10 protein-coding genes are annotated in these 14,966 nt (G+C 46.3%); 9 read left to right on the top strand and 1 reads right to left on the bottom strand.

The features are described from left to right. Window positions 1-12: 12 nt before the first annotated feature. The gene (locus AC1RJL_RS09315; protein ID WP_492913185.1) at window positions 13-3,447 is read right to left on the bottom strand and encodes an ATP-binding protein; all 3,435 of its coding nucleotides are present in this window, start codon (window positions 3,445-3,447) and stop codon (window positions 13-15) included. Between the two features lie 465 nt (window positions 3,448-3,912). Here AC1RJL_RS09315 and urtA point away from each other — a divergent pair, with 465 nt between their 5' ends. From urtA to AC1RJL_RS09270, 9 genes are all read left to right on the top strand, one after another. Continuing rightward, complete coding sequence (gene urtA, locus AC1RJL_RS09310; RefSeq protein WP_492913183.1) at window positions 3,913-5,163, top strand: urea ABC transporter substrate-binding protein; 1,251 nt, start codon at window positions 3,913-3,915, stop codon at window positions 5,161-5,163. A 207-nt stretch (window positions 5,164-5,370) separates the two neighbouring features. Then, on the top strand, window positions 5,371-6,297 hold the full coding sequence (gene urtB / locus AC1RJL_RS09305) for an urea ABC transporter permease subunit UrtB (protein ID WP_492913181.1): 927 nt from the start codon (window positions 5,371-5,373) through the stop codon (window positions 6,295-6,297). A 15-nt stretch (window positions 6,298-6,312) separates the two neighbouring features. Further along, window positions 6,313-7,545, top strand: coding sequence for an urea ABC transporter permease subunit UrtC (gene urtC / locus AC1RJL_RS09300; RefSeq protein ID WP_492913179.1), 1,233 nt, complete (start codon window positions 6,313-6,315; stop codon window positions 7,543-7,545). Then, the gene (urtD, locus tag AC1RJL_RS09295) at window positions 7,538-8,284 is read left to right on the top strand and encodes an urea ABC transporter ATP-binding protein UrtD (RefSeq protein WP_492913177.1); all 747 of its coding nucleotides are present in this window, start codon (window positions 7,538-7,540) and stop codon (window positions 8,282-8,284) included. Before urtC ends, urtD begins: the two co-directional genes overlap by 8 nt. A gap of 55 nt (window positions 8,285-8,339) precedes the next feature. Next, on the top strand, window positions 8,340-9,029 hold the full coding sequence (urtE, locus tag AC1RJL_RS09290; protein ID WP_492913175.1) for an urea ABC transporter ATP-binding subunit UrtE: 690 nt from the start codon (window positions 8,340-8,342) through the stop codon (window positions 9,027-9,029). 190 nt (window positions 9,030-9,219) lie between these two features. Further along, window positions 9,220-10,380, top strand: coding sequence for a helix-turn-helix domain-containing protein (locus tag AC1RJL_RS09285; protein WP_492913173.1), 1,161 nt, complete (start codon window positions 9,220-9,222; stop codon window positions 10,378-10,380). Window positions 10,381-10,656: 276 nt separating this feature from the next. Continuing rightward, entirely contained in the window at window positions 10,657-11,886 is a 1,230-nt protein-coding gene (gene fmdA / locus AC1RJL_RS09280) for a formamidase (protein ID WP_492913170.1), read from the top strand. Window positions 11,887-12,116: 230 nt separating this feature from the next. Next, the gene (locus AC1RJL_RS09275; protein WP_492913168.1) at window positions 12,117-12,485 is read left to right on the top strand and encodes an FmdB family zinc ribbon protein; all 369 of its coding nucleotides are present in this window, start codon (window positions 12,117-12,119) and stop codon (window positions 12,483-12,485) included. Window positions 12,486-12,679: 194 nt separating this feature from the next. Next, entirely contained in the window at window positions 12,680-14,944 is a 2,265-nt protein-coding gene (locus AC1RJL_RS09270; RefSeq protein ID WP_492913166.1) for a glycoside hydrolase family 3 C-terminal domain-containing protein, read from the top strand. Window positions 14,945-14,966 lie beyond the last annotated feature (22 nt).

Below are 14,966 nucleotides of genomic sequence, written 5' to 3'. Positions count from 1 at the left end.
GTCGTTACTTGCCTATTGGTCTTGAATAATTTCCGCATCTACTAACGCCAGTATTTTTTCAAATTGGAAATTGGCAGTGAGTTTTTTAATTTCCTGAATAAATGCTGGATGTACAGCAGGGGCTTTTTCAAGTTCCTGTATTTTTTCCTGCAAGCCTTTTTTGTGTCCGATGGCAGCAAGATGGGCAATATCGTCCAGATGATGTTCTGCTGGCAGCTCATATGTTTCAATCAAGTCGATTTCAATAGGAATCAATTCCTGTTTTTCATAACGCCATGCCAGATTGAGCAGGCGACCAATATGATCCAATAATAAATTGATGTGCACCGGTTTAATAACGTAGGCATCGTGTAGCGGAGTAATTTCGGTATTGTCGCGCAGTGGTAGATCCTTGCCTTCGCTGGCATCGGCAGAGACCATAATAATCGGTGCATGAAATCCAACTTCGCGTAATTGTTTTGCCAGTTGCCATCCATTCAGGCCGGGCATGGAAACATCCAGCATAATCAAGTCGGGGCAATTATTGTGATCAATTTCTTGTGCGAGCCGATCTACTGCGAGTAGTGGATTATCCAATTCGATAATAATAAAGCCGAGCGGCTCCAACATGGCGCGCATTAATTGACGATGGGATACTTCGTCGTCAACAAGCATCAACTTGCGCACTGCTCCCTGATAGCCGTAAATAGTTTGCACGGGTGCGGTAATAAATTCAGTGCGCGGTTTACTGATGCTTGCCAGCATTAAACTCGCTTTAAACGTGCTGCCCTTGCCGAGGGCGCTGGTTACCGCAATATCGCCACCCATAATTTCGCTGAGCAAACGGGTAATGGTTAAGCCCAAACCCGTTCCGGTTGCAGTAGAGCCGGGGCGGCGCACGCGTTCGAAGGGACGGAAAATACGTTCGATATTTTCTGGTGCAATTCCTTCGCCCGTATCAGTGATGGTAAATTCTGCAACCTGGCTGCGATAGCGCAATTTAAAAACCACGCTGCCTTTCTCGGTATATTTAATCGCATTGGATAATAAATTAATTAAAATCTGGCGCAGGCGCTTTTCGTCAGTGCGTACCAATTCAGGTAGGCGATCACTGCATTCGTAGATAAATGCGAGACCTTTAGCCTCGGCCTGCAAGCGGAACATATGTACCAATTGTTCCATCAATACGGTGATGCGCACCTGGTCCTGATGCAAATCCAATCGGCCAGCTTCAATCTTGGAAATATCCAATAAGCCTTCGATCAAATCCGCCAGATGTTCACCGCTGCGACGAATCACTCCCAGTGCATCTTTGCGATGTTCCGGCATGCTCGGATCTTTCTCCAATAATTGTGCGTAACCCAATACCGCATTCAGCGGCGAACGCAATTCATGGCTAATACCGGTTAAGTAGCGACTCTTGGCCTGGTTTGCTGCTTCTGCTTCCTCTTTGGCAGTTTGTAAGGCGCGGTCAGTGCGTTCATGCGCTTCAATTTCTTCCATCAACAAACGGGTTTGCCGCTGCGATTCCTCTTGCGCAACCACGCGGCTTTCGTGGGCTAATACAAATAACCAGCTCACCACGCCGGTGATAATGACCAGCAGGAAAAATACTTTCCATAATGTTGCTTCAAGCAGTGCCGCTGTTTCCGGTGCGTGGATAGGTGTTTGGAAATAAATCAGTGAAAGCAAAATCGCCGAGAGGCCATTAATCACCATGACTAAAATAATAAAATGGCCCAAGCGTGAATTAACATTTTCGGTGATGCTTTTGGGAAGAAATACTTTGAAAAATTCACCGACCTGCGAGGCATAACTGGCGCCGGGTTTGCAGTAGTCGTGGCAGCGGGCATCGAGTGAACAACAGAGCGAACAAATATCCCCGGCATATGCAGGACAATAGGTCATATCTTCGGTTTCAAATTTATGCTCGCAAATACAGCAGGAAATAGTGGCGTGGGCACCATCAGCTTGCGCAGTTCCGGTAGCGAATTCTACAACAGGGCGCGAGAGGTAATAACGCCCGCCGGTAGCAAACGCAATCGCCGGCGCTGAGATCAAGGCAATGCCCAGCGCAATAAAATGTGAAAGTGCCTGGGCTATTTCACCTAACACGCCGGTATGGCAAACAATACCGACGATTGAAGCAATCAACATCGAGCCAAAACCGACAGGATTAATGTCGTACAAATGTGCGCGTTTAAATTCGATATGTTTCGGGCTAAGGCCAAGTGGCTTGTTGATTACCAGATCTGCGACCAATGAACCTAACCAGGCCACAGCAACAATGCCGTAGAAACCGAGCGTTTGTTCCAGCGCGCGATAAACACCTAACTCCATCAACAATAATGCAATCGCCACATTGAATACTAACCAGACCACTCGCCCCGGATGGCTGTGAGTTAAGCGCGAGAAAAAATTCGACCAGGCGATAGACCCGGCGTAAGCATTAGTGACGTTAATTTTGAGCTGGCTCAAAATTACAAAAATGCCGGCGATTGACAGTGCAACTTCCGGCGAATTGGCGATATAGCTAAAGGCGACCATATACATGCGGGTTGGATCAGCTGCTTCTGCCAAACCGATTCCATGGTTAAGTGCGAGCACAGCGAGAAATGAACCGGCGAGAATTTTGATGGTACCTATCACAATCCAGCCTGGTCCGCCCGCAATCAATGCCGCCCACCAACGCCAGCGTGCATTGGGTTTTGGTGTGGGCAGGAAACGTAAAAAATCCACCTGCTCGCCAATTTGCGCAATCAGCGAAAAAATCACCGCGGATGCTGCACCAAATAATAAAATATTAATACCTTCTCCCACTTGTTCGTTTGCCTGAACGCTGCCCGAAAATTCCGTCCAGCTTTCCACCGCACTGGCATCCGCATAAATAATAAAAACAAACGGCAATAGTTGCAGAATAATCCACAGCGGCTGCGTCCATAATTGGAAGCGACTGATAAAGGTAATGCCGTGGGTCACGAGCGGAATAATTGCCAGGGAACTGATTAAATAGCCCCACGCCAAGGGAATGCCGAATAATAAATCCAGAGCCATCGCCATAATGGCTGCTTCAAGTGCGAAAAAAATAAAAGTAAACGTTGCGTAGATTAGTGAGGTGATGGTTGAGCCGATGTAACCAAATCCTGCGCCACGTGTGAGCAAATCGATATCAACACCGTATTTGGCGGCGTAGTAGCTGATAGGAATTGCGGTGAGGAAAATAATCAGGCTGACCGCCATGATCGCGGCAACGGCGTTGTTAAAACCATAGTGCAAGGTAATTGCACCGCCGATGGCTTCCAGTGCGAGAAAGGAAATTGCCCCCAACGCAGTTGTCGCTACGCGTGCAGCCGACCAACGCCGTGCGCTTTTGGCGGTAAAGCGCAATGCATAATCTTCCAGCGTCTGGTTTGCCACCCACTGGTTGTAATTACGCCTCACGCGAAATATGTGCTGTTTGGCTGTCATTGCTTACCCGATAAACAATCTGTTCGTCCGGGAACGTCTCATCATTAAGTTAATAGTGTGGTGCGAATGATTTAATGTGCGCACTATTTTTTGCGCATCTTTTGCGTGCGTTTTGGACGCATCCGGATTCTTTTTTGGTGCATTTTTATTTCAGCTAAATACATCAGCACCATTAACACTGGCGTTTAAATGCTGACGACTAATCACTACTCAATTGCTGTACCAACTTTCATTTTCTCGCCATGCGTTAAATGACGTAGCGGTCTGTGTCATTTATCGAATGGTTTCAAACAAGCCATACGCCTAGATTGTGAAGCGTAGAGATAGCTTCCGCTTCAAAGCCTTCTCTTGGCAGTTGGATTCAGTAAAACCGGTAAGTAAAACAAACTCAGTGGTAACAGCCTGCAAATCCCTATTACAGCTTGTGTTCGACATAAACAACTCTTAATTACCTGAGGAACGACCATGAACAAAACCATGCTATCTCCCCTCCGCCAAAGCCGTACGGTAGTGAAAACCTGGAAAAAATGTTTATTAACACTCGCCGCTACCCTGACATTCGGCACAGCACAGGCTGCTGATGTAAACACCAGTGGTCTGGCTGTGACCGACACCACCGTTAAAGTCGGTATTTTGCATTCGGTCACCGGTACTATGGCAATCAGTGAGACAGGTTCCGTGCAAGCAGAGAAATTGGCGATTGACCAGATCAACGCTATGGGTGGTGTACTGGGTCGTAAAATTGAATACATCCAGGAAGATGGTGCGAGTGATTGGCCGACCTTCGCAGAAAAATCCAAAAAATTATTAGTGAATGACAAAGTGGCGGCAGTGTTTGGCTGCTGGACATCTGCATCGCGCAAAGCTGTGCTGCCAATCTTTGAGCAATACAACGGTATGCTTTATTACCCGACTTTCTATGAAGGTCTTGAGCAATCCCCCAATGTGATTTACACCGGTCAGGAAGCCACGCAGCAAATTATTGCGGGTATTGATTGGGTGGTAAAAACCAAGGGCGCAAAATCTTTCTATCTGCTTGGTTCGGATTACATTTGGCCGCGAACCTCCAACAAAATTGCACGCAAGCACATTGAGAAGTTAGGTTTAAGCGTAGTGGGTGAAGAATATTATCCCCTCGGCCACACCCAATTTAACTCGGTGATCAACAAAATTAAATTGAAAAAGCCGGATGTGATTTATGCAATTGTGGTGGGCGGTTCTAACGTGGCCTTCTACAAGCAATTGAAAGCGGCCGGTATCGATATGACCAAAGAGAAACCACTGGTATTGACTATCTCCGTAACTGAAGACGAAATCCTCGGCATCGGTGGTGAGAACATGGTGGGTGCTTATGCGGCGATGAAATATTTCCAAAGTCTGCCTAACGACAACAACAAGAAATTTGTTGCTGACTTCAAAGCCAAATACGGTAAAGACATTGTGATCGGTGATGTGACCCAGGCCGCTTACCTTGGACCCTGGTTGTGGAAAGCGGCGGTGGAAAAAGCGGGCTCATTTGATATCGATAAAGTGCGCGCTGCATCACCTGGCCTTGAATTGACTACTGCTCCTGAAGGTTATGTGAAAGTTCACCCGAACCATCACCTCTGGTCAAAAACCCGTGTAGGTCATGCACGTAGCGACGGTCAATATGATGTGGTCTTCGAAACCAAGGATCTGATCGAGCCGGATCCATTCCCGAAAGGTTATCAATAATAAAGTTACAGCCAGCCGAAGGCTGGCTGTAACTATTCGGTAGTCAAGATTGGAGTACGTGAGGAATAGTGTTCAATTTAAAACACGCCGTAAATACATCCCTGTAGGCTCGATTCGGCATCCATGCCCCATACGGTTTTAAATCAAACACTATCCCTCACTTCAAAAGTATCAGTATTTTTTAAACGAGATGATGAGGATACAGCCATGTTTGCTGAATACAGTACCTCGGAGTTGTTATCGATCTTTGCCATGCAAGGCGTAGCAGGATTGATTTTATTTTCAGTGTTTGTACTTATGGCCTTGGGGTTGGCAATTATTTTCGGCCAGATGGGCGTAATCAATATGGCACACGGGGAATTTATGATCCTCGGCGCTTACGTAACCTATTTAACCTCGCATGTATTCTCAACCTACCTGCCAGATTTTTTCAGCATCTATTTTATTCTTGCCATGGTGCTCGCCTTTATCGCTGCCGGGGCATTGGGAGCATTAGTGGAGTGGGCGATGATCCGACACTTATATCACCGGCCTCTGGATACACTTTTAGCAACCTGGGGATTGAGTTTAATTTTGCAACAACTCTACCGCACTGTTTTCGGTGCACGCGAAGTAGGTGTGACGCTACCGGATTGGCTAATGGGTTCATATCAATTAACCGAGACAATTGAATTGCCAATTAACGGTTTGTTTGTCATGAGCCTCGCCATCGGGATTTCACTAATCGTCGCATTTTTAATGTATCGCTCACGCTGGGGCACACAAGTGCGTGCAGTGGTGCAAAACCGCCCTATGGCCGGTGCGGTAGGAATTAATACTGCGAAAGTTGACCGCATTACCTTTGCGCTCGGCTGTGGAATTGCCGGAGTTGCCGGTAGCGCGTTTACCATGATCGGTTCGACCGGTCCAACCTCGGGGCAGCTGTATATTGTGGATACATTCCTTGTCGTTGTGTTTGGTGGTGCATCCAGTTTGCTTGGCACTATCGCCTCTGCGTTCACCATTTCGCAGGCGCAATCAACGATGGAATTCTTTATGAGTGGATCTATGTCCAAAGTGCTTACGCTCTTATTCGTAGTGTTCATTCTCATGTTGCGCCCGCAAGGTTTATTCACCTTGAAAGTGCGTCGTTAAGAGGAGTAGCTGATTATGTCCCTTTTGATATCAAAAGCAGGTTTGGCTTCACTCTTTCCCAAAAAAGAAATATTGGGATTTGTTGTGCTCGCAATAATACTTTTCATTGTACTGCCGTTGTCGCTGGATATTTTTCGTCTCAATCTCTTCGGTAAATATTTAACTTACGCCTTTGTCGCCGTCGGTCTGGTGTTGTGCTGGGGGTATGGCGGGATTTTAAGTTTGGGGCAGGGGGTATTTTTCGGTCTGGGCGGTTATGCGATGGCGATGTTTTTAAAACTGGAAGCCTCTGATCCGGAAAGTACTAAAATTCAATCGACACCTGGCATCCCGGATTTTATGGATTGGAACCAGATTACCGAGTTGCCCTTTTTCTGGGAACCCTTCCATAGTTTTGGGTTTACCCTGGCCGCGATTATTATACTGCCGTGTGTCTTTGGCTATATCGTTGGTGTCGCCATGTTCAAGCGCCGTGTAGGCGGTGTATATTTCGCGATTATCACCCAGGCGCTCGCGGCGATTCTCACTATCTTGATCATCGGCCAGCAAGGTTATACCGGTGGTGTTAATGGTATGACCGATTTACGCACTTTGCACGGTTACGATATCCGCACTGACAGCGCAAAATATGTGTTCTACTTTGTCTGCGTGGCAATGTTGTTTATCTGCTTGTTTATCGCGCAATTTATTCGTAAAAGTAAATTGGGCCGGTTGCTGGTTGCCATGCGGGATAAAGAAGACCGCGTGCGTTTCTCCGGTTACGATGTAGCTAATTTTAAAATCTTTGTGTTCTGTATTGGCGGTGTCTTCGCTGCAATCGGCGGTGCCATGTTTACCTTGCAAGTGGGATTTATGTCGCCAACCCTGGTGGGCATAGTACCGTCAATTGAAATGGTAATTTTCTGCGCAGTGGGCGGCCGTCTCTCCATTATCGGTGCGGTGTATGGTGCGTTGATTGTCAACGCAGCCAAAACCTCTTTCTCGGAAAGTTTTCCTGAACTCTGGTTGTTTGCGATGGGCGGATTGTTTATTGCGGTAGTAATGGCGTTCCCTAACGGCCTGGCAGGTTTGTATAACACTTATGCTGCACCGAAAGTGGATGCGTTAATTGAAAAAATATTTAGCAAAAAAATATCCGCACCTGTTTCGCCTCCACCGCCATCAATACCTCCTGTAACACCGTCGTCTAAAGCAGCGATAACTAAAGCTGAAACTCCGGTAATTCCCCAAGGAGCTGTCCATGAGTAGTAATACAGACTTTGTGCTTGCGGTTGAAGGCCTGACAGTTTCCTTTGATGGATTTAAAGCGGTTAACGATCTGACTTTTTATGTGAATGAGAATGAAATTCGCGTAATCATCGGGCCAAACGGTGCGGGCAAAACCACGGTGTTGGATTTGATTTGCGGCCGAACCAAAGCGACTGACGGCTCCATTAAATTTCGCAATCGCGAATTAACCAAATTGCGCGAACATGAGATTGTAAAAGCCGGCGTAGGCAGGAAGTTCCAAAACCCGTCAATTTATGGCGACCTTACGGTATTTGAAAACCTGGAGATTTCATTTCCGCGCGGTCGTTCAGTATTTGGTGCATTGGCGTTCAAGCGCGATGAGGAGGTTGTCAGCAAGGTTGATGAAGTGGCCAATATGATTTTTCTCGGCGATCAGTTGGATCGTCAGGCAGAACTGCTTAGTCACGGACAAAAGCAATGGCTGGAAATCGGTATGCTGTTGATGCAAGACCCGGACTTGTTAATGCTGGATGAGCCTGTAGCAGGAATGTCAGTGGGCGAGCGTCAACAAACGGCAGAATTGTTGCGCAGCATTATTAAAGACCGCTCGGTAATTGTGATTGAGCACGATATGCAATTCGTTGCCCAAATCGCTGACAAGGTTACCGTGTTGCATCAAGGGAAAATTCTCGCTGAAGGGTCAGTCGATAAAGTGAAGAATGATCCTAAAGTGATTGAAGTGTATTTAGGACACTAATACCGGCCATTCATTAAGTCAGGGCACTGATATTGGCCCTTAAGAGGAACTGATTATGTTAGCTGTATCCGACTATCGCGTAAGTTATGGCCAGAGTGAAGTGTTGCACGGATTAAATTTTGAGGTAAGACCGCGCGAAATTGTGGCGGTAATGGGCCGCAACGGTATGGGAAAAACCACGCTAATGAAAGCACTAATGGGGGTTATTCCCAGTTCCGGCGGCAGCGTAACGCTGGATGGTAAAGAAGTCAGCCAGTTAAAAAGTTTTCAGCGCGTCGCCAACGGATTTGGTTTTGTGCCGCAAGGGCGGATGATTTTCTCCAGCATGACGGTGAAAGAAAATATTGAAACCGGCCTGACTACGACAAAACGACGCTCCGTACCCAAAGAACTTTACGATATGTTTCCTGTGCTGTTGGAAATGCGTAATCGCCGCGGTGGGAATTTATCCGGTGGACAGCAGCAACAATTGGCAATTGCCCGTGCATTGGCGAGCGATCCGAAAATGCTGTTTCTTGATGAGCCCACCGAAGGTATCCAGCCATCGATTATTCGCGAAATGGGCCGCACGCTAAAAGCGATCCGCGACCAGCGTGGACTTTCGATTGTTGTTTCTGAGCAAGTGTTAAGTTTTGCGTTGGATATCGCCGATCGGATTCTGGTAATCGAGAAAGGCCAGATAGTACATGAGGAGTTACGCGAGACAGTTAATGAAGCCAAAGTGGCTTCTTATTTATCGGTGTAATCTGCTCGACTGATTTTGCAGTGAACTTCAGCTTCAGCCAGCTTTCGTTACGTCTCGGGCGATTGCTGGCTTTTTTTCGATATATCGGCAAGCCGTTTGGTTTGCGTTACACTTGGTTGCAAGCAATACTCTTATTTTTCATCTGTAGCTTTTCTATCAATAATAATAGTCATATAAAGGCGAGTTTTTTGTGGATAAATTGGTTCTAAGTTTTAACGATATTCCCTTGATTTTAGTGATGTTTCAGTCTTTGTTATTTGCGATTTTGCTGCTGATGGCGAATATCGGAAAACGCAAGGCTAATTTTTTCCTGGCTTTTTTTTTGCTGGCGATAGGCCTGGATGCATTTGACACCCTGATTTACTGGAGTCCCAGCATTAAGCAATATTATTTTGTACATGCTGTGCATATTTTTTATTGCTTCAAGTTCAGTGTTTATCTTGCCGCACCCATGCTGTTTTTTTACGTTAAGTCTATGATATCACCTGATTTTCATTTCAGCCGCAAAGATTGGAGCCACTTTATTCCTCTGGCATTATTCCCGCTTTTTATTCTTGCACTTTACTCCAGTTTGACGCCGGAAGAGCGCATGTTGGGTATCACTCAGTATGGTTTGTTATTTAATAATCCAGTATTCCAAATTCATTTATGGGTGCGGCATTTACTCTATGTCACCTATGGTTTTGCCTGTTTTTATCTATTGTCCCACTATAAAAACCAGCTTAAACAACGATTTTCCAACATTGAAAAAATCGATTTGTTCTGGTTGAAGATGTTGATCGGTGGGTTTTTGATGATTTGGGTTTGGGTATTTATTGCCTATTTATTGACTCTGATTAATGCATCGCAGTGGATTGGCAACCTGATCGGAATTTCCGGTAACGTCTTTAATTTTATATTTGTAAACGCTTTGGTGCTTTACAGCATGGCTCACGCGACTATTGGCTATGAGCGAGTGTTGGTTAGTGAAACCAAAGTGGAAGCCCGCGAATCGGAGAAACACGATCCGACGATTTTGGCAAAGCTGAATAAACTGATGCGGGAGAAAGAGTTATTTCTTGATCCGGAATTTACCCTTGAGCAACTGGCCGAGATTAGTGGTATATCAGTACGGAAAATTTCCGCCGCCATTAATCGTGATGCCGGACAGAACTTTTTTGACTATATCAATTCTTTTCGGGTGCAAAAAGCCGCCGCTATATTGGCGAACCATACAGGCAAATTATCCATGCTAGATGTTATGGCCGATGCTGGCTTTAATAGTAAATCCACCTTTTATCGCGCCTTTAAAAAGACCATGAACATGGCGCCAGCCGATTATGCCGTGCAGCAGTCAAAGCAGAACCTTTAGTCGTCCCGCCTCTCACCGGTTTTCCGTGTGGCCTTGTCCCATTGGTTGCACCTGCGGGTGCAGCATCGGCGAAACAGGCCATTCAAATCCACGCCAGGATAAAAATAGAAATTGCTTTGATCCCGGCTTGCCAGCTGTTTTTTTATTTTACTTTCTGTCTATACGTCAAATGGCGTAGCAGTGCGAGCTATTTGTCGTATTGTGAGCTTATCCCCCGCGCAAGATACTGATCCCGTTCCGTGACAATTTGTCCAACACTCACCAGGAGTCAGTACCATGGCTGAAACGATTATCAAAATAGATTTAAATAAATCGCCCTATGAAAACGAAATGATCCACAACCGTTGGCATCCGGATATTCCCATGGTCAAAACCGTGAAGCCCGGCGACGATTTTATTATTGAATGTTACGACTGGACTGGTGGCCAGATTGCAAATAATGACAGCGCCGATGATGTGCGCGATGTGGATTTATCGCAGGTGCATTTCCTCTCTGGCCCAGTGGGTGTAGAGGGTGCCGAACCGGGTGATTTATTAGTAGTCGATATTCTCGATATCGGTGCCTTCCAGGAAAGCCTCTGGGGGTTTAATGGTTTTTTCTCCAAAAATAACGGCGGCGGATTTTTAACAGAACATTTTCCCGAGGCGCAAAAATCCATTTGGGATATCAACGGTATGTTTACCAAATCCCGCCATGTGCCCAATGTGGAATTCGCCGGTTTGGTGCATCCGGGTTTGATCGGATGCTTACCCTCCAAAGAAATGTTGCTGGAGTGGAATAAACGCGAAAAAGAACTTTACGATACCGAACCGGATCGTGTTCCTGCGCTCGCAACATTACCCTATGCTGACACTGCCCACATGGGCAAGATGGCTCCCGACGCGGCAAAAATTGCCGCTGCCGAAGGTGCCCGTACGGTACCGCCGCGTGAACATGGCGGTAACTGTGACATCAAGGATTTATCGCGCGGCTCAAAAATTTATTTCCCGGTTTATGTAAAAGGCGGTGGTCTTTCGGTGGGTGATTTGCACTTCAGCCAGGGCGACGGTGAAATTACTTTCTGCGGTGCGATTGAAATGGCGGGCTGGATTCATTTGCGGGTGAATCTAATTAAAGATGGCATGGCGAAATACGCGATTAAAAATCCGATTTTCAAACCCAGCCCGATTGCGCCGAAATACGATGACTATTTAATTTTTGAAGGTATTTCAGTGGATGAATACGGCGAACAACATTATCTCGATGTACACGTTGCCTATCGTCAAGCTTGCTTGAATGCAATTAATTATTTGACCAAGTTCGGTTACTCAAAAGCCCAAGCTTACGCAATCCTCGGTTGCGCGCCGGTGCAAGGGCATATCTCGGGCGTGGTCGATATTCCCAATGCTTGCGCAACTTTATGGCTGCCGACGGATATTTTTGATTTTGATGTAAACCCATCGGCAGAGGGACCGACTAAAAAGGTATCGCCGGGAATGGATGTGCCTTTGTCGAAGGATAAATAGAGTCGAAAGAAAAATAGTTTTTGCTCTTTGTTCTTTATCGATACCAGCAGGAGCTACTGAGATAGATTCCGTCATTTACTCCGGGCGCGCAGTCCGGGACCGTGCGCAGCATGGATGCTGTGCCCGAGCCTACAGGGATGTATTTACGGCGTGTCCCGGACTGCGCGCCCGGAGTAAATGATGGAGTTTATCCCTGCGAAAATTCCAACGCTTTTTATTGAGGAATTCACATGCCTGTTTACGACTACAAATGCGTAGACCATGGTTTGTTTTACGAATTGGCCGCGATGGATGATTCGAGCAAACCGGCAGCTTGTCCTACCTGCACAAAATTGAGTGCGCGGGTCATTATGGTCGCACCGGAATTTCTGGATATGAAAAAAGAAAACCGCGCAGCCCATACGCGCAATGAAACAGCGATGAATGCGCCTATATTTTCAACACCGGATTATCGTGCTGAGCAGCAAGCGCGACGTGAACATAAACATGGCAAAGGTTGTGGTTGTGGCGACAAGCCGATTCGCAAATCGAATTTAATGTACACTGCAGGAGGCAATAAGATGTTTCCATCGATGCGCCCCTGGATGATCAGCCACTGAATGCTCACATTAATCGGAATCAAGCGAACTTTTAAGGTAAAAATCCGTTCATTTACTGCGTTCAATCACCCCGATCGTTAGTATCCCTCGCGTTATACTGGTGCCCGCTTCAGGGCATTTCTTCTAATTACCCGCTTGCCTATACTTATAACAATTAACATAACATCAGCATTGCTACAGCAAGAGGTCTAACAATGAACTTTTCGAAAACAATCGGCCTGGTTGTCATGGCCTGCGCGTTGGTTAGCATGCAATTGACTGCTGCGCAGAACGCAATAGCGCCACCTAAAACATTAACCGTCCAACCCTGGATGAAAACGAATATCAGCCCCGCCGAGCGCACGCAGCTGTTGCTTAAACAAATGACGCAGGATGAAAAATTATCGCTGGTTGTAAGTTATTTTGGTACTGATGCACCTTGGAAAAACTTTACCCGTCCGGTTGAGTCGCATCCGCAATCAGCAGGATTTGCATACGGCGTGCCGCGTTTGGGTATTCCCCCTATTTGGATGGCCGATGCCGGGCTTGGTGTTGCGTCGCAAAGTGGTCCGAATGTGCGCGAACGAACGGCTTTGCCATCCGGCATGAATACGGCCGCGACCTGGAATCCGCAGGTTGGCTTTGAAGGCGGCGCGATGATTGGAGCTGAAGCGCGTATATCGGGATTTAATGTGTTATTAGCGGGTAGCGTAAATCTCGTACGTGAGCCACGCAATGGTCGCAATTTTGAATACGCCGGTGAAGATCCTTTGCTTGCTGGCGTTATGGTAGGTGAGCAAATCAGAGGCGTGCAATCCAATAATATTGTGTCAACGCTAAAACATTTTGCCTACAACGATCAGGAAACCGGTCGTGGGCAATTGAGTGTAACAATCGACGATGCAGCGGGGCGAATGTCTGATTTGCTCGCGCTACAAATTGCCAATGAAATTGGCAATCCGGGTGCAGTCATGTGTTCGTATAATCGCGTGAACGGTGTATATGCGTGCGAGAACGAATATTTACTTAATGAAGTATTAAAAAAAGATTGGGGTTTTAAAGGCTGGGTGATGTCGGACTGGGGCGCAACCCACAGCACGATTCCTGCGGCCAATAATGGTTTGGATCAGCAGTCGGGTTTACCATTTGATGTTGCTGCTTATTTTAAAGAGCCATTAAAAGAGGCAATAAATAATGGTTGGGTATCACCCGCACGTTTGGATGATATGGCAGGGCGCGTATTGCATGCTTTATTTGAACAAGGCGTTATGGATAATCCGGTTTCTGCGCCCGGCAATAATATTGCTTTCAAAAAGCATGGTCTGATCTCGCAAAAAGACGCGGAAGAAGGAATTGTTTTATTAAAAAATGATCCGGTAAATAATGAAAAATTATTACCCATTGCGAAAAGCGTGAAAAAAATCGCCGTCATCGGCTCGCATGCAAATGTGGGTGTACTTTCCGGTGGCGGATCATCGCAAGTTTATCCTCTGGGTGGCATGGCTGTACAAAACCTTGGACCGAAAGCGTTTCCAGGGCCGATGGTATATTTTCCATCTTCACCGATGAAAGCACTTGAAACGCGATACCGGAATACACGCATGAGTTTTGATGAAGGTACGAATATCGAAGCTGCTGCGAAATTGGCGGCAGATAGTGATCTGGTATTGTTGTTTGCGAATCAATGGACAGCAGAAGGCATTGATGTTCCGGATTTATCGTTACCCGATAATCAGGATACGCTTATCACCAGGGTTGCAGCAGCCAATTCAAAAACAGTAGTGGTATTGCAAACCGGTGGTGCTGTGTTGATGCCGTGGTTAACTAACGTCGGAGCGGTCGTGCAGGCTTGGTATCCCGGTACAAATGGCGGCGACGCTATCGCAAGGGTGTTGGCCGGTGAGGTTAATCCTTCCGGCCATTTACCTATTACTTTCCCTGCATCGGAAAAACAATTACCGCGCCCGCTTGTCGATGGTGATCCTAAAAAACCGGATGAGCGTTTTGAAGTAAATTATTTTGAAGGTGCAGCGGTTGGTTATAAATGGTTTGAATTAAAAAATCAAAAACCACTTTTTCCTTTTGGTTTTGGTTTGTCTTACACCGACTTTGCTTACAGTGATTTAAAAGCCGATGTAAAAAATGGTCAATTAAGCGTGAGCTTCAGCGTGAAAAATACCGGTGCTGTTGCCGGTAAAGATGTGGCGCAAATCTACGTCGCACCTACTAATACCAAAATAAAATGGGAAGCGCCTAAGCGGTTGGGAGCTTTTCAAAAGGTAGATTTAAAACCGGGTGAAACCACCACAGTAACCGTCAATGTTGATCCACGTATACTGGCGATATACCAAAGTAAAGATAAAATCTGGAAAATTGCTAAAGGCGAATACGAAGTCATCCTCGCCAAATCCACCGCTGAACCACAAACCAGTGTGAAAGTGAAATTACCTGCACGCGCATTGGATGTGAAAGGGAAATAATTTTCTTAACTAAAAATATGGC

The sequence above is a fragment of the Cellvibrio sp. GW822-FHT04B05 genome, from assembly GCF_058800985.1.
Note: the sequence above shows the minus strand (reverse complement) of the source record. Positions and strands in the feature narration are given on the sequence as shown.

Coding starts and splice junctions, on each gene's coding strand:
- AC1RJL_RS09315 (WP_492913185.1), bottom strand. CDS start 3,447: ATGACAGCCAAACAGCACATATTTCGCGTGAGGCGTAATTACAACCAG.
- urtA (WP_492913183.1), top strand. CDS start 3,913: ATGAACAAAACCATGCTATCTCCCCTCCGCCAAAGCCGTACGGTAGTG.
- urtB (WP_492913181.1), top strand. CDS start 5,371: ATGTTTGCTGAATACAGTACCTCGGAGTTGTTATCGATCTTTGCCATG.
- urtC (WP_492913179.1), top strand. CDS start 6,313: ATGTCCCTTTTGATATCAAAAGCAGGTTTGGCTTCACTCTTTCCCAAA.
- urtD (WP_492913177.1), top strand. CDS start 7,538: ATGAGTAGTAATACAGACTTTGTGCTTGCGGTTGAAGGCCTGACAGTT.
- urtE (WP_492913175.1), top strand. CDS start 8,340: ATGTTAGCTGTATCCGACTATCGCGTAAGTTATGGCCAGAGTGAAGTG.
- fmdA (WP_492913170.1), top strand. CDS start 10,657: ATGGCTGAAACGATTATCAAAATAGATTTAAATAAATCGCCCTATGAA.
- AC1RJL_RS09275 (WP_492913168.1), top strand. CDS start 12,117: ATGCCTGTTTACGACTACAAATGCGTAGACCATGGTTTGTTTTACGAA.
- AC1RJL_RS09270 (WP_492913166.1), top strand. CDS start 12,680: ATGAACTTTTCGAAAACAATCGGCCTGGTTGTCATGGCCTGCGCGTTG.